The sequence below is a fragment of the Pseudomonas sp. FP1762 genome (assembly GCF_030687105.1).
GTDB lineage: Bacteria > Pseudomonadota > Gammaproteobacteria > Pseudomonadales > Pseudomonadaceae > Aquipseudomonas > Aquipseudomonas siliginis.
In genome coordinates this window covers 1,532,482-1,558,074 of the sequence record NZ_CP117458.1, presented here as the reverse complement: position 1 = coordinate 1,558,074, position 25,593 = coordinate 1,532,482, and the positions used below count along the sequence as shown (strand labels likewise).

The window sequence follows — 25,593 nt, the reverse complement described above, 5'->3', positions numbered from 1 at the left end:
CGGTGGATCAGCGACAAATTCGTCAACTGACCCGACGCTTTCGCGAGCAGGCTCGCTCCCACAGGGATCTATGCTTGGCGATAGGGCAAGGCGGTTTTCGCTTCTTCGGCATAGGCGAGGATGCCGGCGCGTTCCTGTTGCAGGAAATCCTTCACCGCTGCTTTCAACCCCGGATGGCGCAGGTAATGCCAGGAATGGGTGATCACCGGTTCGAAGCCGCGAATCAACTTGTGCTCGCCCTGCGCCCCGGCATCGAAACGCTGGATGCCATGGGCAATCGCGTAATCCATGCCCTGATAAAAACACGTCTCGAAATGCAGCCGATCAAACTCGGCCAGGCAGCCCCAATAACGCCCGTAGAAACTGTCGCCACCGACCAGGCTGAACGCCATCGCCACCGGCCGGGAGCCCTGTTTGGCCAAGACCACGCGAATCGCTTCGGGCATACGTTCGGCCAGCAGGCTGAAGAACTCGCGCGTCAGGTACGGCGCCTGACGCCGCACCGCGTAGGTGTTGGCATAGCAGGCGTACACGAAATCCCACTGTGCCTCGTCCAGCTCACGCCCCTCCAGCCACTCGAACTCGAAGCCCTGCCCCGCCACCTGCTCGCGTTCCTTGCGCATCTGCTTGCGCTTTCGCGAACTGAGGGCGTCGAGGAAGTCCTGAAAGTCGCGGTAACCATGGTTCTGCCAGTGATATTGACAGCCGATGCGCTGCAGCCAGCCCGGTTGCTCGGCCATCGCCGCATCGGTAAACGGATCAGTGAAATTGATGTGCGCGCTGGACAGTTCTTCGATCTGCAGATAGCCCGGCAGGCTTTTCAGCAGTTCGAAACCGTCCTCGACCTTCGCCGCCAGCAAGCGCGGACCGCTGACCGGGCTGAAGGGCACAGCAGTCAGGAGTTTGGGGTAGTAATCGATGCCGGCACGCGCGCAGGCATCGGCCCAGCCGTGATCGAAGACGTACTCGCCGTAGGAATGCCACTTGCGATAACTGGGCAGTGCGGCGATCAGTCGATCATCTTCGATGTGCAGTAAATGTTCGGGCTGCCAGCCCGAATGCGGGCCGACACTGCCGCTGTCTTCCAGCGCACTGAGAAAGGCGTGGCGCAGGAACGGCTGGTTGTCCGGCACCAGCGCATCCCAGCTTGCCGGGGCGATTTCTGACAGGTCTTGCAGGCGTTGCAACGGCATTCACTGGCACTCCACAGCTTGGCGACAAAGCCCGCCGAGTATCGCTGATCGCGACCCGGTTGCACACGCTCAATCGGCCGACAGCGCTCTAACTCGATAGTTCACGCCTGATACGCATCGTCATCAACCTGCCATCACTGTGCCACCGCTCTGTCATAAACCATCGCGATACTGGCGCCTGTTTTTAGAGCGCCGGGTTCTAACCCGGACACAGTTTTCCGGCCTTCAGCCGGTTGTGCCCAGGATGGTTCAGCCATCCCCTTCATCTTCGGAGATTGCTATGCGTCTTGCTTCCACGAAAACTGCAGCGGCCCTGTGCGGCGGCTTGTTGCTGGCCATGAGCGTTCCGGCCAGTGCTGCAGTCGACGCCAAACTGCTCGACATGCTCAAGGCCAACGGGTCGATTTCCCAGGCGCAGTACATCGAGCTGCAAACAGAACTGGCCAAGGATCAGAAGGCTCAGCAAATCGCCCAACAGGCGCAGCAGGAAACCAACGAACAAGTGGCGGCGGTCGCGAAGAAGACCAACGAACAGAGCCTGTTCGACCAGAAACTGGCTTGGGCGGCGAAGACCCAGCTCAAGGGCGACGTACGTATCCGCCAGGAAACCATCAAGATCGACGGCGAGCCGAACAACGGCGGCCGCGACAAGGATCGCCAGCGCATCCGTGCGCGTCTGGGCGCCTACACCGAGATCAACCCGCAAGTCGACACCGGTATCCGCATCGCCACTGGCGGCGGTGACGACGCGCGTTCGACCAACCAGGATCAGGACAACTACTTCGACAAGAAGCAGATCTGGCTCGACCTCGGCTACATCGACTATCACCCTGATCAGATCAAGAACCTGCACGTGATCGGCGGCAAGATGCTGCAACCGTGGGTGAGCATGGGCGACGTGATCTGGGACAGCGATATCAACCCGGAAGGTCTGGCCGTTACCTACAAGTATCCATTGGGCGGCAGCGCCGAATTGTTCGGCAGCCTGGGTAACTACAACCTCAAGGACAACGTTGACGGCGACGGCGTGCAATTCCGCCACGACCTGCGCCTGACCGCTGGCCAGTTGGGCAGCCGCTTCAACATCACCGACAACCTGAAAATGACCGTCGGCGGCAGTGTCTACGCCTACCAGAACGACGAAGACAGCCGCTGCACCGGCACCTCGACGCCGTGCGCGCTGGCAGTCAACGGCAACTCGGCGAACAACGAATTCCGTCTGTATGAAGGGTTCAGCCAGATCGACATCGGCGGCCTGCCAATGCCGCTGTCGTTCTACGGCCAGTACGTGAAGAACAACGATGCCGTGACCGATCAGGACACCGCATGGTTGCTCGGCGCCAAGTCGAAAGTCTTCGGCTTCAACCTCGACTACAACTATCGCGACGTGCAGCGCAATGCCGTGGTCGGCGCCTTCACCGACTCCGACTTCGCCAACGGCACCACCGGTTCGCGCGGGCACAAGTTCAAGGTCGGTTACGACATCGACAAGAACTTCGCCGTCGGCGCCACGTACTTCCTGACCAAGGCCGACTTCGCCAGCCGCAGCCAGCGCGATGCAGACGCCAACACCCTGCAGCTGGATGCTGAAGCGAAGTTCTAAAACGGCAGCTGCAAGCTACAAGCTACAAGCTACAAGCCAAGAGCTGCGAGTGAATGCCTTTACTTGCAGCTTGAGGCTTGAAGCTTGAAGCTGCCTCACTCCGGAGCGGGCGGGACGATCCCCATCATCCGTTCGTTTCACCCGCACCGGGTTATTTCTGCAGGATGCAAAAACCCCTGTAGGAGCTGCCGAAGGCTGCGATCTTTTGATCTTGATACTGAAAACAAGATCAAAAGATCGCAGCCTCGTTTCACTCGACAGCTCCTACAGGGGGTTGTCTTTTCGTCGTTGCTCGGCCAGGCGTTCGGCCAAGGCATCGACGTTCTCGTCCGGTTTGTCCGGCATCGCCTTCAGGGTTGCCTGCATCACGCGCATCTGCCGCATGAAGCGCCGGCAGTTGGGGCAGAACAACAGGTGATGACGCACCATCAGCGTCTCGCGAAAGCTCAGTTGGCCGTCGAGATAATCGCTGGATCGTGCCACTTGCTCCTTGCAGGTCAACATTCTCCTGTCTCCTCAAAATGTTCCACGGTCGCAAAGACCTTCAAGCGTGCCCGGTGCAGCAGCACGCGGACATTGGAGAGCGAGATCTCCAGAAGATTACAGATATCTTCCAGCTCCAGGCCCTGGCGTTCGCGCAACAGCAGGACACTGCTCTGCAACTCGGACAGACTCAGCAAGGTGTGCTCGAGGCATTCGCGCAGTTCGTTTTCGGTGAGTAGCGCTTCGGGGGTGTCCTGGTGCCAGGCGAACGGCGCGACCAGCCAGTGGCCATCGCTGGAAGAGAAGCGATCGTCACCGATGGTGCCGTGGGGCGATGGCAGGTCGTCGAGCAGGACTTCCCGGCGATTGAGCTTGTAGCGATTCTTCGCCGAATTGGCGGTGATGGTCAGCAACCAGGTCTTGAGGCTGGAACGGCCTTCGAAGCTGGCCAGATGACGCACCACCGACAGCCAGGCATCCTGCACCACTTCCTCGACATGACGCTGGCCGACAATCGCGTAAGCCACAGCGCGCATGGCGCTCTGATACGTGGTGACCAATTCCTTGAAAGCCTTTTGCTCCCCCGCCAGCAGGCGCGTGAGCAGTTGGGTGTCGTCAGCCGCCATCCATCAATCCCCTTGTCCGGACTTCGAAAATGAACGCGGCAGGTGTGCACCTGCCGCGACGTCCGAAAAATTACAGCGTTTCAATCGCTTCGGATGTAGGAAAGATCGACGCGATTAAGGGGAAATTAACCTGTTTCAGCGCTTGCGCAGCAACACGCTACCGATCGAATAACCGGCACCGAAGGAGCTGAGCACCGCCAGCGAACCCGAGGCCAGATCATCCTGATATTTATGGAAAGCAATGACAGAACCGGCCGAGCTGGTGTTGGCGTAGCTGTCGAGAATCACCGGAGCTTCTTCTTCGGTAGCTTCGCGGCCGAGCAGCTTGCGCACGATCAAGTGGTTCATACTCAGGTTGGCCTGGTGCAGCCAGAAACGCTTCACGTCGCCAACGTTGAGCTGGTTCTCTTCCAGGTGCTCGCCAATCAGCTCGGCGACCATCGGGCAGACATCCTTGAACACCTTGCGGCCTTCCTGCACGAACAGCTTGTCGCGGGAACCGATGCCCTCTTCTGCCGCGCGGTTGAGGAAGCCGAAGTTGTTGCGGATGTTGTTGGAGAACTTGGTCAGCAATTTGGTGCTGACCACGTCGAACTGGTACGGGGAGGTCGCCAGATCCGCGCGCTCGATGATCACCGCAGTCGCGGCATCGCCGAAGATGAAATGGCTGTCGCGATCACGGAAGTTCAGGTGCCCGGTGCAGACCTCCGGGTTGACCATCAGGATCGCCCGCGCCTGGCCCAGTTGCACGCTGTTGGCGGCGGCCTGGATGCCGAAGGTGGCGGAAGAACACGCCACGTTCATGTCGAAACCAAAACCTTCGATGCCCAACGCTTCCTGGACTTCGATGGCGATGGCCGGGTAAGCGCGTTGCAGGTTGGAGCAGGCGACGATCACGCCGTCGATGTCGGCTGCGGTTTTGCCGGCTCGCTGCAAGGCTTGCTCGGCTGCGCCAACGGCCATCTGGCAGAGCACCGACCATTCGTCGTTGGAGCGCTCGGGCAGACGCGGGGCCATGCGTTGCGGATCGAGGATGCCGTCCTTGTCCATGACAAAGCGGCTCTTGATGCCCGAGGCTTTTTCGATGAACGCAGCGCTGGATTCGGTCAGGGCCTGGACTTCACCGCTGGCAATGGCCTCGGCGTTATCGGCGTTGAACTGGGCGACATAGGTATTGAAAGACTGCACCAGCTCTTCGTTGGAGATGCTGTTGGCCGGTGTGTACAGGCCGGTGCCGCTGATGACGACATTATGCATGGTCGTTTCTCTAATCTGTTCAGGCAGAAAGTGCTGGAACCGTCGTACCAACACGCAAAGGGTCTATTCCCATCCGGGGGACGCAAACCTGGCATCGTTTTATTCCGCAGCGCGACACCGCCGAAGGCTCTGGGTCGCGAAACGGCGGGTTATGGTGGCGAAGTTTGCCATAAACCCGAGGTTTTGGCGCCTTTCTCCTGCTCAACTCGATCCCTGCAGGAGCTGCCGAAGGCTGCGATCTTTTGATGATCGTTCCCGCGCTCCGCGTGGGAATGCAGCCCGTGACGCTCCGCGTCACTGGACGCGTAGCGTCCCCAGAGGCATTCCCACGCAGAGCATGGGAACGATCGATGAACCGAGGTTGCAGGTTTTGGGGCGGCTTCGCCACCCAACGGGGATAAATCCCCTCGCCACAAAGACCGCTTCCACAGGGGGATTGTGTATGGCTGCAGGTCAGGGCTCGACTTGGCTCCACTGTTTGCTCAGGCGCTTGTCGGAGATCGGCACTTTCGTCCCCAACTGTTGCGCGAACAACGACACGCGGTATTCCTCCAGCCACCAGCGGTACAACTCCAGCTGCGGATCACGCTTGCCTTCCTGCGCATGCTTGGCCGCGCGGGTCTGGTATTGCGCCCACAGGCCAGCGAGTTCGCCACTCCAGACGCGATCCTTCTGCACCTGCGCACCGAGCTTCTCGAAACGCTGCTCGACCGCTTTCAGGTAACGCGGCAACTCTTTGAGCCACTGCATCGGCGTCTCGCGGACGAAACACGGATAGACCAGATTGCCGATCTGCTGCTTGATGTCGTTCAATGCCACCGCTTGCGCCAGATCGATCTTGCCCTTGAAGCGTTTTTGCAGACCGTGCCAGATCTTGAGGATTTCCAGCGTCAGCCGCGCGACACGCTCGGCGTGCTCGGTCCAGTTGCCGCGTTTGCGTTCGGCCAATGCCGCCAATCCGGCGCCATCGCGGGGCAACGGGTCTTCACCTTCGAGAATGCAGCTGTCGAGGCTGGCCAGCAGAATGTCTTCGACCAGCGCATCGACGCGGCCCAGTTCGCGATACAGCAAGCCCAGTTCAGTCTGCCCCGGCAACTTGCCCCGGAGGAATTTCGCCGGCTCGGCCAGTTGCTGCATCAACAAACGCTGCAAGGCCCGACGATGCTGGAACTCGGCTTCGGCCGGGGTCGAGAAGCGCCCTTCCTTGACCGCGCCGCCCTCTTCCACCAGCGCCGGGTACACCGTCATCGACAGCCCGGCGATCTTCTGCTGGGTCTTTTCCGCCACCGGGGCAAAGACTTTTGCCTCGACCGGTTGCTGACTTTTCGCACTCTGCGGCACCGCCAGCGCGGCCTGGCTGGCTTCGGCGAAGCGTGCGGTCAGCTCAGCCAGATCGCGGCCTTCGCCAAGGAACTTGCCCTCGCCATCGACAATTTCCAGGTTCATGCGCAGATGGCTTTCAACCTGCTGCGCCGCTTCCGCCCACGCCTCATCACTGACCCGCGCGCCGGTCATGCGCAGCAGCTCGCGACCGAGCGCTTGCGGCAGCGAACCTCCGGCGAAAGTCATGCGCTGCAACGCGGCCTTGATGAAGTCCGGCACTGGCACGAAGTTCTTGCGCAGGGCTTTCGGCAGGTTGCGCACCAGAGCAATGCACTTGGCCTCAATCAGCCCCGGCACCAGCCATTCCAGACGCTCCGGCGGCAACATCGGCAGCAACGGCGCCGGCACGCGCAAGGTCACGCCGTCGCGCGGGTGATTGGGTTCGAAATGGTAGGTCAGCGCCAGTTCCAGATCGCCGATGTGCAGGGTGTCCGGGTAATCACGGGCGGTGACTTCACTGGCCTCGCGGGCCAGCACGTCTTCTTCGCGCATGATCAGCAGCTGCGGGTCTTTCTGGCTGTTGACCTTGTACCAACTGTCGAAGGTCGCGGTCTGGTGGATCTCCGCCGGCAGACGTGCATCGTAGAAGGCGTACAAGGTTTCTTCGTCGGCGAGAATGTCGCGACGGCGAGCCTTGGCTTCCAGTTCGTCGAGCTGTTCGAGCAGTTTCTGATTGGCGCTCAGGCACTTGGCCCGCGACTGAATCTCGCCGCGCACCAGGCCTTCGCGGATAAACAGCTCACGCGACACCACCGGATCGACCGGGCCGTAATGCACCGGGCGGCGACCGACCACGATCAGGCCGAACAGGGTGATCTGCTCATAGGCTACGACCTGACCGCGCTTCTTCTCCCAATGCGGCTCGAAGTGATTCTTCTTGATCAGGTGCCCGGCCAGCGGCTCGATCCAGTCGGCATCGATCTTGGCGACCATGCGCGCGTAGAGTTTGGTGGTTTCGACCAGCTCAGCAGTCATCAGCCACTGCGGACGCTTCTTGCCGATGCCCGACGACGGATGAATCCAGAAGCGCCGTTGCCGCGCGCCGAGGTAATCGCCGTCTTCGGTTTTCTGGCCAATCTGGCTGAGCAAGCCGACCAGTACCGCTTTGTGCAGCTTCGGATAATCCGCCGGCTCTTTGTTCAGACTCAGCTGCATGTCGCGGCAGATCAGGCTCAACTGACGGTGAGAATCACGCCACTCGCGCAAGCGCAGGTAATTGAGGAAATTCTTCCGGCACCAGTTGCGCAGCGGGTTGGCGGTCAGCGCCTGACGTTGCTCTTCGAAACCACGCCACAGATTGACCAGCCCGGCGAAGTCCGAATCCGGATCCTTCCATTGCGCATGGGCCTGATCCGCCGCTTGCTGACGCTCCGGTGGACGCTCGCGCGGGTCCTGAATCGACATGGCGCTGGCGACGATCAGCACTTCCTGCAGACTGCCAAGCCTGGCCGCTTCCAGGAGCATGCGGCCCATGCGCGGGTCGACCGGCAAGCGCGCCAATTGTCGACCGAGTGGCGTCAGCTGACTGTTGCGATCCACTGCCGAAAGCTCTTGCAGCAGGTTGAAACCGTCGCTGATCGCCTTGCCGTCCGGCGGTTCGATAAACGGGAACGCGGTGATTTCGCCGAGGCGCAGATGGAGCATCTGCAAAATAACGGCGGCGAGGTTGGTGCGCAGAATTTCCGGATCGGTAAATTCCGGGCGGCCGAGGAAATCCTCTTCGCTGTACAAACGCACGCAGATGCCCGGCTCGACCCGCCCGCAACGACCTTTACGCTGATTGGCGCTGGCCTGGGAAATCGCTTCGATCGGCAAGCGCTGCACCTTGGCCCGATAGCTGTAGCGACTGATGCGCGCGGTGCCGCTGTCGATCACATAGCGAATGCCCGGTACGGTCAACGAGGTTTCGGCGACGTTGGTCGCCAGCACCACACGACGGCCCGGGTGCGACTGGAAGATGCGCTGCTGTTCAGCCGGCGACAGGCGCGCGTACAGCGGCAGGATTTCAGTGTGCTTGAGCTGGGCCTTGCGCAGCATGTCGGCAGCATCGCGAATCTCGCGCTCGCCGGGCAGGAACACCAGCACATCGCCGGGGCTGCGCCGTTCGCTGCGCTCGTAGGCGGCGATTTCGTCGAGGGTGGCGAGAATCGCCTGATCGACGGTCAGGTCATCCTCGACCCGGTTGCCCTCCTCGTCCTGCTCAAGCGTCAGCGGCCGGTACCAGGTTTCCACCGGGAAAGTACGCCCCGACACTTCGACGATCGGCGCGTCATCGAAGTGCTTGGAGAAGCGCTCCAGATCGATGGTCGCCGACGTGATGATGACCTTCAGGTCGGGACGGCGTGGCAGCAGGGTTTTCAGGTAACCGAGGAGGAAATCGATGTTGAGGCTGCGTTCGTGGGCTTCGTCGACGATGATCGTGTCGTAGCGTTCCAGATAACGGTCGTTCTGGGTTTCCGCCAGCAGAATACCGTCGGTCATTAGCTTGATCAGGGTGTTGGCATCGCTCTGATCCTCGAAGCGCACCTGATAGCCGACCAGCGCTCCAAGCGGCGTGCCGAGTTCTTCGGCGACGCGACTGGCGACACTGCGCGCGGCGATCCGACGCGGCTGGGTATGGCCGATCAGACCGTGCTGGCCACGACCGATTTCAAGGCAGATTTTCGGCAACTGGGTGGTTTTACCCGAACCGGTTTCGCCAGCGATGATCAGCACCTGATGTTGCTCCAGGGCCTTTTTGATTTCGTCGCGCTTGGCCGCGATCGGCAAACTGTCGTCGTAACGAATCACCGGCAGGCTCGCGCGACGCGCCAGTACCTGATCACAGGACGCCTGCATGCGCGTCACCCACTGGGCCAGTTTGGCCTCGTCGGGTTTCTTGCGCAGTTCAAGCAACTGCCGCCGCAGCCGGTGACGGTCGGCGAGCATGGCGTGATCGAGGTTTTTCAGCAGTTTGTCGATGGAGGGCGATTCGTCGGTCATCGGGTAGGCAATTCGGTCGTCTATTTATGCAGGGGCGGATTGTCGCAGATTTGGGGGGGTTGTGGCGTGTCAGGGGGATTGCGACCCTCACCCTAGCCCTCTCCCAAAGGGAGAGGGGACCGATTGGGGGATGCTTCAAAGGTACATCGACCTGAAAGAGCTTTGCCGAATCCATAATCGCCGAGCTCTTTCAGGTCGGCGTTTGACCCAAGACACCTCGGTCAGCTCCCTCTCCCTCTGGGAGAGGGCTTGGGGTGAGGGGCTTTTAAAAGAGCTACTCGTTGTCGAGGCCCTTGCGCCGATATGGGAAGACGTCTATCACCTTCCCCGCCCGAATCGCCTCCTGCAAGCCCTTCCAGTAATCGGCGTTGTACAACTCGCCATGCAACTGATCGAACAGCTTGCGCTGTCCGGCATCGGCAAACAGGAACGGTGGAAACTCTTCGGGAAACACGTCCAGCGGGCCGATCGAGTACCACGGCTCAGAGGCCATTTCATCCTCCGGCGTGCGCGGTGCCGGGATGTGGCGGAAGTTGGCTTCGGTCAGGAAGCAGATTTCGTCGTAGTCGTAGAACACCACCCGGCCGTGTCGAGTGACGCCGAAGTTCTTCAGCAGCATATCCCCGGGAAAAATATTCGCCGCCGCCAGCTGCTTGATCGCCAGGCCGTAATCCTCAAGCGCTTCACGTACCTGGGCGTCGTTGGCATTTTCCAGATACAGGTTGAGCGGGGTCATCCGGCGTTCGGTCCAGCAGTGGCGGATCAGCACGGTTTCGCCTTCGACCGAAACCGTCGACGGCGCCACCTCAAGCAGTTCTTCGAGGCACGCCGGATCGAACTTGCTCAGCGGAAAGCGAAAATCAGCAAACTCCTGGGTATCGGCCATACGCCCAACCCGATCGACGCTTTTCACCAGTCGATATTTTTCGATCACCGTGGCGCGGTCGACGTTCTTCGACGGTGAGAAACGGTCCTTGATGATTTTGAACACGGTGTTGAAACCCGGCAAAGTGAACACGCTCATGACCATGCCGCGCACGCCCGGGGCCATGATGAACTGGTCGTCAGTGTTGGCCAGGTGATTGATCAGCGCGCGGTAAAACTCCGACTTGCCGTGCTTGTAGAAGCCGATCGAGGTGTACAGCTCGGCGATGTGCTTGCCCGGCAGGATGCGCCGCAGAAATCCGATGAACTCCGCCGGCACCGGGACATCGACCATGAAATACGAACGGGTAAAAGAAAAGATGATCGACACATCGGCTTCGTCGGTGATCAATGCATCGATCTGAATGCCCCGGCCTTCGCGGTGCAACAGCGGAATCACCAGCGGCCATTGCTCGTCGCGGGTGTAGATGCGTCCGACCAGATACGCGCCCTTGTTGCGGTAGAGCACCGAGGAAAACAGCTCGACACTCAGTTCCGGGTCCTTGCACACCCAGTCCGGCAGGTTCTCGCGCAATTGCGCTTCGAGCCGCAGCAAGTCGCCGGGCAAATCAGCGTAATCCTCGCTGAAGCGGTAATCGGCGAAGATGCTGGCGAGCATCCCGGACAACTGGCCCTGCGGCTTGTACGTACGGGTTTGCGCGGCGCGGGCACGGCGCAGGCTAGGACGCGTGGTGTGGATGAACATGCAGCCGTCGCTGATCAGGTCGTGGCTGAACAGCCCGCAGAAAATCGAGTTGTACCAGGTTTCGGACAGCTCATCGTCGAAGCGCAGGTCGATGACACTGATATAGGCGCTTTTCACCAGCGGCCAGCAGTTGACGTTCATCAGGGTCTCTTCGTCGAAATACTCGCGCAGGCGAGCGACGGTTTCGCCGACCTTTTCCTCATACAGACTGATCCGCGCCGCCGACGCGGCCTGCGCCTCCTGCCAGCGCGCCTGTTCGAAGCGCTCCCGCGCGCCATCGGTGATGCGGCGGAAATGCTCGCGGTAATCGTCGAAGCCGGCGAGGATCATCCGGGCGATCTCGGTGGCTGGCCATTGCTGCGACATAAATGAAACCTCGGCGGGAATTCGGTTGGTCTGAGCTTAGTCACGGAAGCGCTCGCAGGAAAAGCGCAATTTCTGCCAAAACCGATACAGCGCTGACCGTTGACGGTGTTTCTCGCGCAGGTTAATCCCAAGGCAGAATTAAAAGCCCGAATAGCGGTTGCCATGATCCGGACGCTCGGCAACACTCTCGTCCCGATCAAGCAAGGAGCCCGCCGTGAGCCCTGTCGATATTTTCCGCATGTTGTCGCTGGCCGCTATCTGGGGCGCGAGTTTTCTGTTCATGCGCATCATTGCCCCGGTGATCGGCACGATCCCGACCGGGTTCTTTCGCGTGTCGATCGCGGCTGCCGGGCTGCTGGTGATCCTTGGGCTGATGCGCATCAGTTGGGACTTCAAGGGCAAGCTGAAGACCGTGATGCTACTGGGCGTGATCAACTCGGGGATTCCGGCGACGCTGTATTCGGTTGCCGCCCAGGTATTGCCGGCCGGCTATTCGGCGATCTTCAACGCCACGACGCCGCTGATGGGCGTGTTGATTGGCGGTTTGTTCTTCAGCGAGAAACTGACGATTGCCAAGCTGGGCGGTGTGTTCCTCGGCCTGTTCGGCGTCGGCGTGCTGACACGCGCCGGTCCCGTGGCCTTCGACCTGCAACTGCTGATGGGCGCGGTCGCGTGCCTGCTGGCGACCACTTGTTATGGCTTTGCCGGTTTCCTCGCGCGGCGCTGGCTGGATCAGGCCGGTGGGCTGGACAGCCGTTTGTCGGCACTGGGCAGCATGCTCGGGGCGACGTTGTTTTTGCTGCCGCTGTTCGCCTACAGCGTGATCACTGCGCCGCCGGTCAGCTGGGGCGGCTGGCAGGTCTGGCTGTCGCTGCTCGGCCTGGGCCTGGGTTGCACGGCGTTTGCCTACATCATCTATTTCCGCCTGCTCAGCTCGATCGGCCCGGTGAAATCGATGACCGTGACCTTCATGATCCCGCCGTTCGGCGTGTTGTGGGGGGCGTTGTTGCTGGATGAGCCGTTGTCGATGGCGCACATTTATGGCGGGGTGCTGATTGCGGCGGCGTTGTGGCTGGTGTTGAAGCCGGCGGTGGTGAGGCCTGCAAAAGTGTCAGTCCGTTAGATTTTCTGCCGCAGATATTCGCGAGCAGGCTCGCTCCCACAGAAAAATACATTCCAATGTGGGAGCGAGCCTGCTCGCGAAAGGCGGCGCAACAAGCGCCACCTGCCTATCGGCTATCCGGTTTTACGGAACACAAATACCAATCCAACAATGATCAGCAGCATCCCCAGCACACTCAACGCCGCCAGACGATTACCGAAAATCAGGTAATCCATCACTGCCGTCACCGCCGGCACCAGATAGAACAGGCTGGTGACATTCACCAGATTGCCCCGCGCGATCAGTCGATACAGCAACAGCGTCGCCAGCACCGACACCACCAGGCCCATCCATAACACCGGGACAATAAAGCCTGCGCTGTGCTCGAAGTGAAACGGCTGGAACGGTACGAACACCGCGCACAGCAACAGGCCGGCCAGGTACTGCACTGGCAGCGTACCGAGCGGATTGTCGGTGATGCGTTTTTGCATGATCGAGCCGAGCGTCATGCTCGCCAGCGCCAGCAAACCGAACAACATGCCAGCCCAGGACATTCCGGCCAGACCGATGCCCTGATAAACCACCATGATCAGCCCTGTCAGCCCCAGCGTCAGGCCGAACAGGCGGCTCGCCGAACGCTGGCGCTCCATCAGCACCACGGTGAGAATCGGCTGAACGCCCATCAGAGTGGCCATCACCCCCGGCGTGACTTTGCAGTCCAGCGCCAGCAGATAAAAGATCTGATAGGCGCCCAACAGCACCACGCCGGTGGCGATCGCAAACAGCATCGGTTTGCCGCCCTTGGGCAACTTGAGTTTGAGCAGCGGCGCCAGCAACACCAGCCCGCACAGGGCGATGGCGAAGCGAATCAGCAGAAAGGCAAAGGGCGAAGCATGGGCCAGGCCCCATTTAGAGAAAATCGCCCCGCTGCTCCACAGCAGAACGAACAGGCTCGTGGACGTCGCCGCGAGCGCGGACTGTTTCGAAAGGACAAACATGAATACCACCTGTAGTCAGGCAAGAAGCCAACTCAGCCGAAGCTGAAATTCAGTAGGTTTTTCTGGCGGGCGCGGGGTTCAGCAGAAACTGCCGATCAGCCCCGAACACCAACGCCCGGCGGCGAAACGACTGCGCACACCGGCGTGCTACTGACAGGTGGAGGGTAATGACTGATCTGCACAGGCTGCCGATTCCCGCACGGCACGACGCCAGCGTTGACCGCTGAATCGACTACCGCGTTGATGAGGGATGCAGGCATGGATGCTGATCTTTATTGAGGAAATGAAGGCGTGAGCATGGCGCTCAAGCGGGCTGACTATAACCAGCCCGGGACACAGATTGCAATGACTTGGGCAATGGGCCGGTAGCGACAGTGCGGCGCCGGGTGGTTAGGGTTATTGGCGTGGCAACGGATTGTCAGGAGACATGGAATGCAAGAGATCATATGCCAAGGAAACGGACGTATTTGCGGTATCAGGTTTATCGGTCGGAGGCGAGGAAGCGGGCGGCAGTTACATTTGCGAAGCTACACAGCGAACTCGAGGCGCGCGCAATTGTTGACGTTGATTATTCCAAGGTTCGCTTCGAGGCTATTGATGCGTCCGCCATGAAAGCTTATGAGCAATGGCTCGATCCGCATTTCTGCTGGGAGGAAATTGTCCGATGGAAAGCCAAAGAACCAATGAGCTTCGATCTGGCAATCTGGTTTGATCGTGAACTGTGCGGACTTTGTTTCGCCAATCCGAACCAAAGCCGACTGAGAGTCAAGATTGTGCGTCTTGAGGGGCACCCAAACGAACACCCGCTCAAGGGCCGCATAGCGACCTTCGCCCTGACTGCCGTCACTCATTTCGCACGTATCATCGGCAGCCAGCAAATCGAAATTCAGGAGCCTCTTTCGGGAGCTATACCTCTATACCGTCAACTGGGTTTCGAATTCGACTCTGAGGGCCGTCTTGTGAAGCGTATTGACCAAGTCTAGTATCTGAGCACCTGCTCATTTAGTGATCAACGTGGGAGATCCCATGAAAGCTGTCGTTGAAAAGAAAGCATCAAACTTCAAATCCAGAAAGATGGAGAAAAAGCAGCCATCTGTTGAATTATCTGAAACCGAGATGCATCGCATCAGGAATGCACTGGTCAATCCAGCCGTTGAAGAGCCAAGCGGCGCATTAGCCGGGTCGTCCTTTTCCTTCCGCTAATGAAAAACCGCTCCCAAACAGCGGTTTTCTATTGTCTGATCCAGCCTCAACCAAACAACCAGTACCCCAGCAACGTCAGCACCAGCACCGCCAGCACCGGGCGCATTACCCTGTAGGCCTTGGGATGGCGGCGCTTCCACTGCTTGACCACGCCGCTGAAACGGTCGCTGAAGTTCTTGCTCCAGGCATAAGCCTGGTTGATGCCGCCAACGCGTTCGTCATCAAGATTCTGCGGCGCGGTGGCGCGGCCGAGCCAGCCGCTGATGAAGCGGTTGATCCGGGTCATCAGGCGGTTGCTCAGCGGGCGTTCGATGTCACAGAACAGAATCACTCGAGTCTGAGCAGTTTCATTCTTGACCCAGTGCACGTAGGTCTCGTCGAACATCACGTCATCGCCGTCGCGCCAGGCATAGACCTGACCGTCGACGAAGATCCGGCAATCATCGGAGTTGGGCGTCGACAAACCGAGGTGATAGCGCAGCGAGCCGGCGAACGGATCGCGGTGCGGGTTGAGGTGACTGCCGCCCGGCAGCAGCGCAAACATCGCGCCCTTGACGTTGGGAATGGCGCTGACCAGCGCCACGGTTTTCGGGCACAGTGCTTCGGCCGATGGCAACGGTTTGTCGTACCACTTCAGATAGAAACGCTTCCAGCCTTTCTTGAAAAACGAACCGAAACCGGCATCGTTATTCTTTTCGGCAGCGCGAATGTAGCCTTCGTCGAACAGGTGCATGGCTTCGTCGCGGATGGTTTCCCAGTTGTCGCGCAGAACATCCAGTTCCGGAAACTTGCTGCGATCCAGATACGGTCTGGATGGCACTGCGGAAAACAGGTACATCAACGCGTTGTAGGGCGCGAACAGCGCGGAGTGGTTGACGAACTGGCGCAATACCGGCAAACGCGCCTTGCCGCGCAAATGCACATAGAGCGTGCTGCCCAGAAACAGCAACAGCACAAACGCCTTGGCGGCAAACGAAACGGTCATCAACAACTCCTTGAATAAAGACAACGCTGCGCAATGCCCTTTACCCGGCATGGCAGCCGGCCATGATAAACACTACCGGCTCCGGGAAAAACCCGCCTGACGCAAGATTCAGTGTTAAGCATTACGCAACAAAGCCTTTATTAACATGCAGCACCTGAACCTCGGCTGACCTGAATCAACAGGCTTACTGCTGGTTCTCCTGCTCGGTAAACAGGTCACTGAACAGCATGCTCGACAGGTAACGCTCACCCGAATCCGGCAGCACCACGACGATGGTTTTACCCTGCATCTCTGGTTTCTCCGCCAGACGCACCGCCACCGCCATGGCAGCACCGCAGGAAATGCCGCACAAAATCCCCTCTTCCTGCATCAGGCGCAGAGCCATGGCCTTGGATTCTTCATCGGTCACCTGTTCGACACGATCGACCATCGACAGATCAAGGTTCTTCGGCACAAAACCGGCGCCAATGCCCTGAATCTTGTGCGGGCTCGGCTTGATCTCGGCGCCGGCCAGAGCCTGGGTGATGACGGGCGAAGACGCCGGCTCGACAGCCACCGACAGAATCGGTTTACCGGCGGTGTTCTTGATATACCGCGAGACACCGGTAATGGTTCCGCCGGTGCCGACGCCAGCCACCAGCACATCCACGGCGCCGTCGGTGTCGTTCCAGATTTCCGGGCCGGTGGTCTTTTCGTGAATCGCCGGGTTGGCCGGATTATCGAATTGCGCCGGCATGAAATATTTATCGGTATCGCTGGCGACGATTTCCGCAGCTTTCTCGATGGCGCCTTTCATGCCCTTGGCCGGCTCGGTCAACACCAGTTCCGCGCCCAAGGCTTTAAGAACCTTGCGGCGCTCGATGCTCATCGATGCCGGCATGGTCAGCATCAACTTGTAGCCCCGCGCAGCGGCGACAAAGGCCAGACCGATACCGGTGTTACCGGAAGTCGGCTCGACAATGGTCATGCCCGGCTTGAGTTTGCCGCTGCCTTCGGCGTCCCAGATCATGTTGGCGCCGATTCGGCATTTGACCGAGTAACCGGGATTGCGCCCCTCGATCTTGGCCAGAATCGTAACCCCGCGCGGCGCGATGCGGTTGATCTGGACCAGCGGCGTATTACCGATGGAATGGGCGTTGTCAGCGTAAATACGGCTCATGGCTGGGTCCTTATGCAGCGTTGAATTCAGCCTTCCAAGGTAAGCCCGTTGCCGATCACAGTCCAGTCGGGTCGAACGTCTGCAAACGCGCGGAGTCAATCGCTTTGAATCGTCAAGCCACACTCTTGAAGGAACAATGGCATGAAACGTCGTTACAGCTGGCCGCTCTGGACCCTGGCGGGTGTCGTGGTGCTGCTGGTCGCCCTGCATTTCGCCCTGCCCTATCTGGTACGCGACTACCTCAATGACAAGCTCGCGGACATGGGCGATTACCGTGGCCAGATCACCGACGTCGACCTCGCGCTGTGGCGTGGTGCGTACAAAATCAACGGCCTGAAAATCGTCAAGGTCGACGGCAAGGTCCCGGTGCCGTTCGTCGATGCGCCGTTGATCGACCTGTCGGTGAGCTGGCATTCGTTGTGGTACGACCATGCCGTGGTCGCGCAGGTGCAATTTCTCAACCCCGAAATCAACTTCGTCGACGGCGGCCCCAACAAGCAGAACTCGCAAACCGGTCAGGGCACCGACTGGCGTGAACAATTGGGCAAGCTGCTGCCGATCACCCTCGATGAAGTGCAGATCAACGACGGCCGTATCACCTTCCGCAACTTCAATTCCAAGCCGCCGGTGAACATGAACGCCAGCAACGTCAACGCCAGCATCTACAACCTCACCAATGTGGTCGACAAGGAAGGCAAACGCGACGCCCGCTTTGAAGGCAAGGCCTTGCTGCTGGGCCACGCGCCATTGGAAACCACCGCCACCTTCGATCCGCTGAGCAACTTCGAAGACTTTGAATTCCGTCTGCGCGCTCGCGACATCGAGCTCAAACGCATGAACGACTTCGCCGCCGCCTACGGCAAGTTCGACTTCAACGCCGGCCACGGCGACGTGGTTATCGAAGCGAAAGCGGAGAAAGCCCGACTCACCGGCTACATCAAACCCCTGCTGCGCGACGTCGACGTTTTCAACTGGCAGCAGGACGTCGAGAACAAGAACAAAGGCCTGTTCCGCTCAATCTGGGAAGCGCTGGTCGGCGGCACCGAGACCGTGCTGAAAAACCAGAACAAAAACCAGTTCGCCACTCGCGTCGAACTCAGCGGCAATGTTCACCAGCAGAACGTCAACGCCTTCGAAGCGTTTTTGCAGATTTTGCGCAATGGCTTCATCCAGGCATTCAATGCGCGATATGAGCGGCCGAAGCCGGATGAGGGTTAATTTTTGCGGTTGACGACATATCGACCTGTGTCTTCGGCCGCTATCGATGAACGCTGTTGCAGCGAATCCCAGCCCAGGCAGGCCAAGGCCAAAGAACGTGGCACTGCTTCACGCCCATTGCTGTAACGGCTGATGCTGCGAGCGCTCACACCGAGCGCTTCGGCCGCATCATTGAGAGAAAGTCCGGTACGGGCGCGCCAATCGATAAAAATGCGCGTGTTCTCATCCTGGGCATTTTGCGCTAGCGCATCCATATACAAGGTGTCTGCACCGATCTGTACGTCGGGTTCAACCCATTCAACGATCCAACCCTCGTCCCCGACTACGGCAGTCGCAAAGACTTCGCGATCAAGCAGTGGCCGCAGACCTGGATAAGTATGAATATCCATCCCCAAACCAACTGTCAGTTCCTGACCATTGATAAATGTCAGCGCCAACCTGAAATCCGACAGGACGTGCGCAGATCGCAGACGCGGCCGTTTCATGGGTAACATCGTTTCCACTCCTTCAGTAGTTGCGCCTGATGTGCGCCCACCCAAGCCAACGCTTCTTTGACGATCAGCGGCGGGGCCTTACCCATCATGACTTCGATCGTTTCCAGGCTGAGTATCACGTCAACGCCGCCACCGGTCAGGTGGACATGGGGCGGTGGGTGATCTTTCTCACGCAGTTGTATGCGGTATTTATCGCGAAATCGGTATTTAGTAGACATGGATCACAAGCTATCGCCAAATCGGCGATACCGGAATACTGGCCATCCGCCGAGACTGAGTCAACATGTGACGCTCCATTCAGAGACTGAATAAGCCGTCTGCGTTCACATTCGACCGGCGTGCGCGTTATAGTCGGGCATCCGATTATTCGCCCCGCCCTGCCCGCAAGGTCAGCGTTACCGTTCGAGGATTTGCAGATGAAGTTCGAAGGCACCCAGGCCTACGTCGCCACCGATGACCTGAAGCTGGCGGTCAACGCCGCCATCACCCTGGAACGGCCGCTGCTGGTCAAGGGTGAGCCGGGCACCGGCAAGACCATGCTCGCCGAGCAACTGGCCGAGTCGTTCGGGGCCAAGCTGATCACCTGGCACATCAAGTCCACCACCAAGGCCCATCAGGGTCTGTACGAGTACGACGCGGTCAGCCGTTTGCGCGACTCGCAGCTGGGCAATGAAAAAGTCCACGACGTGCGCAACTACTTGAAGAAAGGCAAGCTCTGGGAAGCCTTCGAGTCCGAAGAGCGGGTGATTCTGCTGATCGACGAAATCGACAAGGCCGACATCGAGTTCCCCAACGACCTGTTGCAAGAACTCGACAAGATGGAGTTCTACGTTTACGAGATCGACGAGACCATCAAGGCCAAGAAGCGCCCGATCATCATCATTACTTCCAACAACGAGAAAGAGCTGCCGGACGCCTTCCTGCGCCGCTGCTTCTTCCACTACATCGCCTTCCCCGACCGCACTACCCTGCAGAAAATCGTCGACGTGCACTACCCGGACATCAAAAAGGACCTGGTCAGCGAAGCGCTCGACGTGTTCTTCGACGTGCGCAAGGTACCGGGCCTGAAGAAAAAGCCTTCGACGTCCGAGCTGGTCGACTGGCTGAAACTGCTGATGGCCGACAACATCGGCGAAGCGGTGCTGCGCGAGCGCGATCCGACCAAAGCCATTCCGCCGCTGGCAGGCGCACTGGTGAAAAACGAACAGGACGTGCAACTGCTTGAGCGCCTGGCGTTCATGAGCCGGCGCGGCACCCGCTAAGAGGCTGCTGCCATGTTGCTCAACCTGTTCAACGAAATGCGTGCAGCCAAGGTGCCGGTGTCGGTACGCGAGCTGCTCGACCTGATCAACGCGCTGAAACAGCGCGTGACCTTCGCCGACATGGACGAGTTCTACTACTTGTCGCGGGCGATTCTGGTGAAGGACGAGCGCCATTTCGACAAGTTCGACCGCGCGTTCGGTGCCTACTTCAATGGCCTGGAGAAACTCGACGATCACTTGCAGGCGCTGATTCCCGAAGACTGGCTGCGCAAGGAATTCGAGCGTTCGCTGAGCGACGAAGAACGCGCGCAGATCCAGTCCCTTGGCGGGCTGGACAAGCTCATCGAGGAATTCAAGAAGCGTCTGGAAGAACAGAAGGAACGTCACGCCGGCGGCAACAAGTGGATCGGCACCGGCGGCACCAGCCCGTTCGGTTCCGGCGGTTTCAACCCGGAAGGCATCCGCGTTGGCGATGCCGGCAAGCGTCAGGGCAAAGCGGTCAAGGTCTGGGATCAGCGCGAGTACAAGAACCTCGACGATTCGGTGGAACTGGGCACGCGCAACATCAAGGTCGCCCTGCGTCGTCTGCGCAAGTTCGCCCGTCAGGGTGCGGCGGAAGAACTCGACATCGACGGCACCATCGACCACACCGCCAAGGATGCCGGCCTGCTGAACATCCAGATGCGCCCGGAACGGCGCAACACGGTGAAGCTGCTGCTGTTGTTCGACATCGGCGGCTCGATGGACGCGCACGTAAAGATCTGCGAGGAATTGTTCTCGGCCTGCAAGACCGAGTTCAAGCATCTTGAGTATTTCTACTTCCACAACTTCATTTATGAATCAGTGTGGAAGAACAACATGCGCCGCACTTCCGAACGCACCTCGACCCAGGATCTGCTGCATAAATACGGCGCCGACTACAAAGTGATCTTTATCGGTGACGCCGCCATGGCGCCTTATGAAATCACCCAGGCCGGTGGCAGCGTCGAGCACTGGAACGAAGAGCCGGGTTACGTGTGGATGCAGCGCTTCATGGAAAAATACAAGAAGCTTATCTGGATCAACCCGTATCCGAAGGACACGTGGGGCTATACCTCGTCGACCAACATCGTCCGCGATCTGATCGAGGATCAGATGTATCCGCTGACGCTGCGCGGGCTTGAAGAAGGGATGCGGTTCTTGTCCAAATGACCGCCTGATCATTCCCACGCTGAGCGCGGGAATGATCAAAGAATTACCAGCCCGATTTGATGTAGGCCACGCAAAGTCTGTCCATGAAGGCTCGGTCATCCGTTTCGCAAACAGGCGGAGGAGACACGCCGCGTTGTTTCGCCTGCCGCACGATTTCATTGCGCTGCTGAGCTTCGCGCTGTAAACGGTTGGCCTTTTCCTGCCGGGTTTCCGGCCTTGTCAGCAGTTCCTCTTGCATCTGACCTTGCGCATCAAAGAAGCGAAACCGCACACCGGTAGCCGGACCTTGCGCAACCCTGCCCTCGGCAATCAGCTCCATACAGGCGCCGTTCTGTCCGGTTTGAAGGTGCCTGACAAACATGCGCCGGATATCGGAATTGGCGGTAGACAGAAATTTTTCGATCGGGTCTGTCATTGCTTCGCTATCGGCGTCACCGGCGTCTACCCGTTGCAGACTACCAAAACGATCGACTCTGGCCTTGTAGACCACATCAGCTCTGGCGCGATCATGGAACTCGACGACGCTCACGGCACCTTCCGCGCTGGTTTGGGCACTGACTTTCATATAACGCATCTGTAACTTCCTTGTGAGAGATGAAGGGCAATCGTTTCATATGCTCACAGTCACGACTGTAAGGCGACGTACTTAGCTGCCAGGAAGCGTCTCGGTTTTGGGTACGAAACCATGCACGTTACGCGTAGGACCTCAGATAGTTCTGATGCGTTTTCCAGGCTTGCTCCTGCATTACCGGAATGAATCGCACCGTTGCCCCTGGCAGACATTGCGCCAGCCTGGCCAGCGCCAGCGGCGTCAAAGCGCCCAGGCGCGGGTAACCGCCAATGGTCTGGCGATCATTGAGCAACACGATCGGTTGGCCATCGGGCGGTACCTGCACAGCGCCCAAGGGAATGCCCTCTGAAATCATCGGCGCGCCCTGATATTGCAACGCCGAGCCGAGCAGGCGGATGCCCATGCGGTCGGCGCGACTGTCGATGGTCCAGGCGCTGTTGAAGACATCGAACAGGCTCTGCCCGCTGAACTGGCCGATCTGTGCGCCGAGCACCAAGTCCAAAGGCGCGTGCGTTTTGAAATCCGGCCGCAGCGCCGAAGGCATTTCCCGTACTGCCAACGCTTCGCCGCTGTAACCGAGCACCGCCCCTTTGGCGAGCGGAAGGCCCATGCCATCAAGCCCGCCCAATTCTTCGCGCACCACCGTGGCAATGCTGCCCAGCACCTTAGGCGCAGTAAACCCACCGGGGGCCGCCAGATAAGCTCTAGCGCCAAGCAACGGCTGGGTAAATCGCAATGTCTGGCCTTTCGCCAATTTGAAACTGCGCCACGGCGCCAGCGGCTGGCCGTCGATCTGCGCGCCGAGATCCGCTCCCGCCAGCGCCAGCAGGCAATCCTCTTCAGCCACAACAGCAAACCCGCCGAGGGTGATTTCAACCACTGCTGCATCCAGCTCATTGCCGAGCAGCCAATTGGCCCAGCTCATCGAACACCAATCCGCCGCGCCGCCTTGAGTCACGCCCAGATGCCGCACGCCAAACCGCCCGGCATCCTGCAACAGGCACAGCGGTGTGCTGGCTTCGATCGTCAATCGACTCATGCCAACGCCTCCAGTGGTGTGTCATCGCCGCCCAAGCGTATGAATTCGGCGTGATCGACGGCTTCGAAGCGCACCGTGTCGCCCGGTTGCATCAGGCTGTAGCCGTCGCGATGGCGATCAAACAGTTGCGCCGGGGTGCGCCCGATCAGGTTCCAGCCACCGGGCGAGACCACCGGATAGGCAGCGGTCTGCCGCTCGGCGATACCGACGCTGCCAGCGGCGACTTTCTTGCGCGGCGTGCTCAAGCGCGGCGCGGCGAGCATTTCTTCGACCAGACCCATGAAGGCAAAACCCGGCGCAAAGCCCAGCGCGAACACCTGATATTCCCGTGCGCTGTGGCGACGAATCACCTCCTCCACCGCGAGACCGCTGCGTTCAGCCAGCAGGCTCAGTTCCGGGCCGACACTCAAGTCGTACCAGACCGGCAAGACGTGGCGCTGCCCGGCACGGCGCGCATTCGGCGTCAGATCGACCAGCGCTTCGGCGATCAAGTCACGCGCCTGAGCAGGACTCAACAGCGTCAGGTCGTAATGCACCATCAACGTCGTGTAGGACGGCACCAGATCGATCAGCCGGGCGCCAAACACCGTGCGCAAACGCTCGCTGGCGGCGAGCAGCCACGGCATGTTGGCTTCGGCGATTTCATCGAACAGACGCAGCATCAGGCAGTCGAGCGCCACCACTTCAATCCGTGGGTTCATGACGCACTCGACTGCTGCAAGGCCTGGCGAATGCGCTGCACGGCGGCCACGGAACTGGCGTTGTCGCCGTGGACGCACAAGGTATTGGCGCGCAGGTTCAAAGCGCTGCCATCGCTGGCGGTGAGCGCGCCGCCATTGGCGATGGTCAGCGCTTGCTCGACGATTTTTTCGGCATCGTGATGCACGGCGCCCGGCAATTGCCGGGAGACCAGCCGGCCGGCGCTGTCGTAGGCACGGTCGGCGAACGCTTCAAACCACAGCGTTACGCCGTATTCATCGCCAATTTGCTGCCCCGCAGCGTTGTCTCGGGTCGCCATCAACATCAGCGGCAGATTGCGATCATAAGCGGCCACGGCCTGCACCACCGCGCGCAACTGCGCAGGGTTGGCCATCATGTCGTTGTACATCGCGCCGTGGGGTTTGACGTAGCTCACGCGCCCGCCCTGCGCCTTGCAGATGCCGTCGAGGGCACCGATCTGGTAATGCAGGATGTCTTGCAGCTCTTGCGCGGAATAGGCCATGGAACGTCGGCCGAATCCGACCAGATCCTGATAGGCCGGGTGCGCGCCAATCTGCACGCCGTGCTTGAGCGCCAGCGCCACGGTTTTGCGCATGATGCTCGGGTCGCCAGCATGGAAACCACAGGCAACGTTGGCGCAATCGATGAAGGGCATGACTTCGGCGTCCAGACCCATGGTCCAGCTGCCGAAGCTCTCGCCAATGTCGCAATTCAATAGCAGGCGGCTCACGGTGAACACTCCTGTAGCTGCTGGTCTTTTTATCTGTAGGAGACTTCTGCGCAGGGTATCAGTTACTGCGCGTCGAGTTGCTTGCCACGGGTTTCCGGCAGGCTCAGCGCCGCCAGAATCACCACGCCATAGGAGACCGCCGCGAAGGCGCCGATGCCCATGCTCAATGGCACTTTCTGGCTGAGCAGGCCGATCAACAGCGGGAACAACGCCGCCAGTGCGCGGCCGATGTTGTAGCAGAAACCCTGGCCCGAGCCGCGAATCCGCGTAGGGAACAATTCGGTGAGAAACGCGCCCATGCCGCTGAAAATCCCCGAGGCGAAGAAGCCCAGCGGAAAGCCCAGCCAGAGCATCACCCCATTGCTGACCGGCATCTGCGTGTAGAGCAGAACGATAGTAAACGAGCCGACGGCAAACAAAATGAAGTTCTTTTTCCGCCCCAGCAGGTCGGTCAGATACGCGCTGATCACATAACCGACATAGGAACCGACGATCACCATCGCCAGATAACCACCGGTGCCGAGCACGCTCAGACCGCGCTCGTTTTTGAGGAAGGTCGGCAGCCAGGAGGTAATCGCGTAGTAGCCGCCCAGCGCACCGGTGGTCAGCAAGGAAGCGCGAAACGTGGTGAAGAGCATTCCCGGTGCGAAGATCTCGTAGAACTTCGCCGGGTTTTCCGGAGTTTGCGCGGCTTTGGCTTCGCGATATATCTCCGGATCTTTCACCAGGCGACGGACAAAAATCACGAATATCGCCGGCACGATGCCGAGGATGAACAGCGCGCGCCAGGCATCTTCCGCTGGCAACACCGAAAACAGCAGCGCGTACAGAATCGCCGTCAGGCCCCAACCCAGCGCCCAGCCGGATTGCACCATGCCCACCGCTTTGCCGCGATCCTTGGCGCGGATCACTTCACCGATCAACACTGCGCCAGCGGTCCATTCACCGCCGAAACCGAAGCCCATCAACGTGCGCGCGATCAACAATTGTTCGTAGTTTTGCGCGAAGCCGCAGAGGAAGGTGAAGAAGGCGAACCACAGCACCGTCAGTTGCAGGGTGCGCACACGGCCGATGCGGTCGGAGAGAATCCCGGCGACCCAACCGCCGATGGCCGAGGCGATCAGGGTGCTGGTGTGAATCAGCCCCGCTTCGCCCGTGGTGATGCCCCACATCGCGATCAGCGTCGGCACGACGAAGCTGAGCATTTGCGTGTCCATACCGTCCAGACCGTAGCCGATCTTGCAGCTCCAGAACGTGCGGCGCTCCTGCTGGTTGATGTTGCGGTACCAGTCGAACGGCCCGGGGCGCGCCGCAGGCTTGGATAACGGGAGGGTATCGGGAGCACTCATGGCAAATCTCCGCAGGGCTTTTATTGGTCTTGTTCGAAGCTCCGACGAC

At 59.7% G+C, this 25,593-nt stretch carries 23 protein-coding genes; 7 read left to right on the top strand and 16 right to left on the bottom strand.

Features of this window, described 5'->3' with window-relative positions:
* Positions 1-68: 68 nt before the first annotated feature.
* Positions 69-1,193, bottom strand: a complete 1,125-nt coding sequence (locus PSH90_RS06830) for a GNAT family N-acetyltransferase (RefSeq protein ID WP_305382413.1) — start codon at positions 1,191-1,193, stop codon at positions 69-71.
* Positions 1,194-1,473: 280 nt separating this feature from the next.
* On the opposite strand from PSH90_RS06830, the gene PSH90_RS06825 reads away from it, so the two are divergent.
* Positions 1,474-2,796 carry a putative porin gene (locus PSH90_RS06825; RefSeq protein WP_305382412.1) on the top strand — a complete coding sequence of 441 codons (1,323 nt, stop codon included), beginning with the start codon at positions 1,474-1,476 and terminating at the stop codon, positions 2,794-2,796.
* 264 nt (positions 2,797-3,060) lie between these two features.
* On the opposite strand, the gene PSH90_RS06820 is transcribed toward PSH90_RS06825, so the two are convergent.
* The 5 genes from PSH90_RS06820 to aceK all read right to left on the bottom strand — a co-directional run bounded on the left by PSH90_RS06820 (position 3,061) and on the right by aceK (position 11,523).
* Positions 3,061-3,300 (bottom strand): anti-sigma factor, encoded by a 240-nt coding sequence (locus PSH90_RS06820; protein WP_236167956.1) that lies wholly within the window; start codon positions 3,298-3,300, stop codon positions 3,061-3,063.
* The gene (locus tag PSH90_RS06815; protein WP_252885529.1) at positions 3,294-3,905 is read right to left on the bottom strand and encodes an RNA polymerase sigma factor; all 612 of its coding nucleotides are present in this window, start codon (positions 3,903-3,905) and stop codon (positions 3,294-3,296) included. The genes PSH90_RS06820 and PSH90_RS06815 overlap by 7 nt, the downstream gene beginning before the upstream one ends.
* 135 nt (positions 3,906-4,040) lie before the next feature.
* Entirely contained in the window at positions 4,041-5,162 is a 1,122-nt protein-coding gene (locus PSH90_RS06810) for a beta-ketoacyl-ACP synthase III (protein WP_150636564.1), read from the bottom strand.
* Between the two features lie 453 nt (positions 5,163-5,615).
* A complete protein-coding gene (hrpA, locus tag PSH90_RS06805; protein ID WP_305382411.1) occupies positions 5,616-9,527 on the bottom strand; it encodes an ATP-dependent RNA helicase HrpA in 3,912 nt (1,303 codons plus the stop codon).
* Between the two features lie 274 nt (positions 9,528-9,801).
* Entirely contained in the window at positions 9,802-11,523 is a 1,722-nt protein-coding gene (aceK, locus tag PSH90_RS06800) for a bifunctional isocitrate dehydrogenase kinase/phosphatase (RefSeq protein WP_305382410.1), read from the bottom strand.
* A 214-nt stretch (positions 11,524-11,737) separates the two neighbouring features.
* Here aceK and PSH90_RS06795 point away from each other — a divergent pair, with 214 nt between their 5' ends.
* On the top strand, positions 11,738-12,646 hold the full coding sequence (locus PSH90_RS06795; protein ID WP_236167958.1) for a DMT family transporter: 909 nt from the start codon (positions 11,738-11,740) through the stop codon (positions 12,644-12,646).
* A gap of 113 nt (positions 12,647-12,759) precedes the next feature.
* Here the strand turns inward: PSH90_RS06795 and PSH90_RS06790 are convergent, their stop codons facing one another.
* Positions 12,760-13,623, bottom strand: a complete 864-nt coding sequence (locus PSH90_RS06790; protein ID WP_095180660.1) for a DMT family transporter — start codon at positions 13,621-13,623, stop codon at positions 12,760-12,762.
* 446 nt (positions 13,624-14,069) lie between these two features.
* On the opposite strand from PSH90_RS06790, the gene PSH90_RS06785 reads away from it, so the two are divergent.
* Positions 14,070-14,606: a hypothetical protein gene (locus tag PSH90_RS06785; protein ID WP_056783608.1), complete on the top strand. Its 537-nt coding sequence runs from the start codon at positions 14,070-14,072 to the stop codon at positions 14,604-14,606.
* Positions 14,607-14,649: 43 nt separating this feature from the next.
* Positions 14,650-14,826, top strand: a complete 177-nt coding sequence (locus PSH90_RS06780; protein WP_191622380.1) for a hypothetical protein — start codon at positions 14,650-14,652, stop codon at positions 14,824-14,826.
* A 46-nt stretch (positions 14,827-14,872) separates the two neighbouring features.
* Here PSH90_RS06780 and PSH90_RS06775 read toward each other — a convergent pair whose 3' ends face one another.
* Together PSH90_RS06775 and cysK are read right to left on the bottom strand one after the other, a co-directional pair.
* Positions 14,873-15,811 (bottom strand): aspartyl/asparaginyl beta-hydroxylase domain-containing protein, encoded by a 939-nt coding sequence (locus PSH90_RS06775; protein WP_041478836.1) that lies wholly within the window; start codon positions 15,809-15,811, stop codon positions 14,873-14,875.
* A 184-nt stretch (positions 15,812-15,995) separates the two neighbouring features.
* On the bottom strand, positions 15,996-16,970 hold the full coding sequence (gene cysK / locus PSH90_RS06770; RefSeq protein ID WP_041478837.1) for a cysteine synthase A: 975 nt from the start codon (positions 16,968-16,970) through the stop codon (positions 15,996-15,998).
* 141 nt (positions 16,971-17,111) lie between these two features.
* Here cysK and PSH90_RS06765 point away from each other — a divergent pair, with 141 nt between their 5' ends.
* Complete coding sequence (locus PSH90_RS06765; RefSeq protein WP_056783605.1) at positions 17,112-18,188, top strand: DUF748 domain-containing protein; 1,077 nt, start codon at positions 17,112-17,114, stop codon at positions 18,186-18,188.
* On the opposite strand, the gene PSH90_RS06760 is transcribed toward PSH90_RS06765, so the two are convergent.
* Positions 18,185-18,682: a helix-turn-helix domain-containing protein gene (locus tag PSH90_RS06760; protein ID WP_305382409.1), complete on the bottom strand. Its 498-nt coding sequence runs from the start codon at positions 18,680-18,682 to the stop codon at positions 18,185-18,187. The genes PSH90_RS06765 and PSH90_RS06760 overlap by 4 nt on opposite strands.
* Positions 18,670-18,900, bottom strand: a complete 231-nt coding sequence (locus tag PSH90_RS06755) for a DUF4160 domain-containing protein (protein ID WP_305382407.1) — start codon at positions 18,898-18,900, stop codon at positions 18,670-18,672. Before PSH90_RS06755 ends, PSH90_RS06760 begins: the two co-directional genes overlap by 13 nt.
* 198 nt (positions 18,901-19,098) lie before the next feature.
* Between PSH90_RS06755 and PSH90_RS06750 the strand changes: the two genes are divergently transcribed.
* Complete coding sequence (locus PSH90_RS06750) at positions 19,099-19,944, top strand: MoxR family ATPase (RefSeq protein WP_007911294.1); 846 nt, start codon at positions 19,099-19,101, stop codon at positions 19,942-19,944.
* A gap of 12 nt (positions 19,945-19,956) precedes the next feature.
* Complete coding sequence (locus PSH90_RS06745; RefSeq protein WP_016771218.1) at positions 19,957-21,135, top strand: VWA domain-containing protein; 1,179 nt, start codon at positions 19,957-19,959, stop codon at positions 21,133-21,135.
* Between the two features lie 43 nt (positions 21,136-21,178).
* Here the strand turns inward: PSH90_RS06745 and PSH90_RS06740 are convergent, their stop codons facing one another.
* From PSH90_RS06740 to PSH90_RS06720, 5 genes are all read right to left on the bottom strand, one after another.
* Positions 21,179-21,709, bottom strand: a complete 531-nt coding sequence (locus PSH90_RS06740) for a hypothetical protein (RefSeq protein WP_305382406.1) — start codon at positions 21,707-21,709, stop codon at positions 21,179-21,181.
* Between the two features lie 118 nt (positions 21,710-21,827).
* Positions 21,828-22,745 (bottom strand): biotin-dependent carboxyltransferase family protein, encoded by a 918-nt coding sequence (locus tag PSH90_RS06735; RefSeq protein WP_305382405.1) that lies wholly within the window; start codon positions 22,743-22,745, stop codon positions 21,828-21,830.
* Positions 22,742-23,446 (bottom strand): 5-oxoprolinase subunit PxpB, encoded by a 705-nt coding sequence (gene pxpB, locus PSH90_RS06730; protein WP_305382404.1) that lies wholly within the window; start codon positions 23,444-23,446, stop codon positions 22,742-22,744. Before pxpB ends, PSH90_RS06735 begins: the two co-directional genes overlap by 4 nt.
* Positions 23,443-24,195, bottom strand: a complete 753-nt coding sequence (locus PSH90_RS06725; protein WP_305382403.1) for a 5-oxoprolinase subunit PxpA — start codon at positions 24,193-24,195, stop codon at positions 23,443-23,445. Before PSH90_RS06725 ends, pxpB begins: the two co-directional genes overlap by 4 nt.
* 62 nt (positions 24,196-24,257) lie before the next feature.
* Positions 24,258-25,544, bottom strand: coding sequence for an MFS transporter (locus tag PSH90_RS06720; protein WP_016771221.1), 1,287 nt, complete (start codon positions 25,542-25,544; stop codon positions 24,258-24,260).
* Positions 25,545-25,593 lie beyond the last annotated feature (49 nt).

What these genes read in the sequence shown, in the direction of transcription:
- pxpB (WP_305382404.1), bottom strand. Translation starts at nt 23,446, where the DNA reads ATGAACCCACGGATTGAAGTGGTGGCGCTCGACTGCCTGATGCTGCGT.
- PSH90_RS06780 (WP_191622380.1), top strand. Translation starts at nt 14,650, where the DNA reads ATGAAAGCTGTCGTTGAAAAGAAAGCATCAAACTTCAAATCCAGAAAG.
- PSH90_RS06765 (WP_056783605.1), top strand. Translation starts at nt 17,112, where the DNA reads ATGAAACGTCGTTACAGCTGGCCGCTCTGGACCCTGGCGGGTGTCGTG.
- PSH90_RS06740 (WP_305382406.1), bottom strand. Translation starts at nt 21,709, where the DNA reads ATGCGTTATATGAAAGTCAGTGCCCAAACCAGCGCGGAAGGTGCCGTG.
- PSH90_RS06830 (WP_305382413.1), bottom strand. Translation starts at nt 1,193, where the DNA reads ATGCCGTTGCAACGCCTGCAAGACCTGTCAGAAATCGCCCCGGCAAGC.
- PSH90_RS06755 (WP_305382407.1), bottom strand. Translation starts at nt 18,900, where the DNA reads ATGTCTACTAAATACCGATTTCGCGATAAATACCGCATACAACTGCGT.
- PSH90_RS06815 (WP_252885529.1), bottom strand. Translation starts at nt 3,905, where the DNA reads ATGGCGGCTGACGACACCCAACTGCTCACGCGCCTGCTGGCGGGGGAG.
- PSH90_RS06735 (WP_305382405.1), bottom strand. Translation starts at nt 22,745, where the DNA reads ATGAGTCGATTGACGATCGAAGCCAGCACACCGCTGTGCCTGTTGCAG.
- PSH90_RS06775 (WP_041478836.1), bottom strand. Translation starts at nt 15,811, where the DNA reads ATGACCGTTTCGTTTGCCGCCAAGGCGTTTGTGCTGTTGCTGTTTCTG.
- aceK (WP_305382410.1), bottom strand. Translation starts at nt 11,523, where the DNA reads ATGTCGCAGCAATGGCCAGCCACCGAGATCGCCCGGATGATCCTCGCC.
- PSH90_RS06745 (WP_016771218.1), top strand. Translation starts at nt 19,957, where the DNA reads ATGTTGCTCAACCTGTTCAACGAAATGCGTGCAGCCAAGGTGCCGGTG.
- PSH90_RS06750 (WP_007911294.1), top strand. Translation starts at nt 19,099, where the DNA reads ATGAAGTTCGAAGGCACCCAGGCCTACGTCGCCACCGATGACCTGAAG.
- PSH90_RS06810 (WP_150636564.1), bottom strand. Translation starts at nt 5,162, where the DNA reads ATGCATAATGTCGTCATCAGCGGCACCGGCCTGTACACACCGGCCAAC.
- PSH90_RS06785 (WP_056783608.1), top strand. Translation starts at nt 14,070, where the DNA reads ATGCCAAGGAAACGGACGTATTTGCGGTATCAGGTTTATCGGTCGGAG.
- PSH90_RS06825 (WP_305382412.1), top strand. Translation starts at nt 1,474, where the DNA reads ATGCGTCTTGCTTCCACGAAAACTGCAGCGGCCCTGTGCGGCGGCTTG.
- cysK (WP_041478837.1), bottom strand. Translation starts at nt 16,970, where the DNA reads ATGAGCCGTATTTACGCTGACAACGCCCATTCCATCGGTAATACGCCG.
- hrpA (WP_305382411.1), bottom strand. Translation starts at nt 9,527, where the DNA reads ATGACCGACGAATCGCCCTCCATCGACAAACTGCTGAAAAACCTCGAT.
- PSH90_RS06720 (WP_016771221.1), bottom strand. Translation starts at nt 25,544, where the DNA reads ATGAGTGCTCCCGATACCCTCCCGTTATCCAAGCCTGCGGCGCGCCCC.
- PSH90_RS06760 (WP_305382409.1), bottom strand. Translation starts at nt 18,682, where the DNA reads ATGTTACCCATGAAACGGCCGCGTCTGCGATCTGCGCACGTCCTGTCG.
- PSH90_RS06790 (WP_095180660.1), bottom strand. Translation starts at nt 13,623, where the DNA reads ATGTTTGTCCTTTCGAAACAGTCCGCGCTCGCGGCGACGTCCACGAGC.
- PSH90_RS06820 (WP_236167956.1), bottom strand. Translation starts at nt 3,300, where the DNA reads ATGTTGACCTGCAAGGAGCAAGTGGCACGATCCAGCGATTATCTCGAC.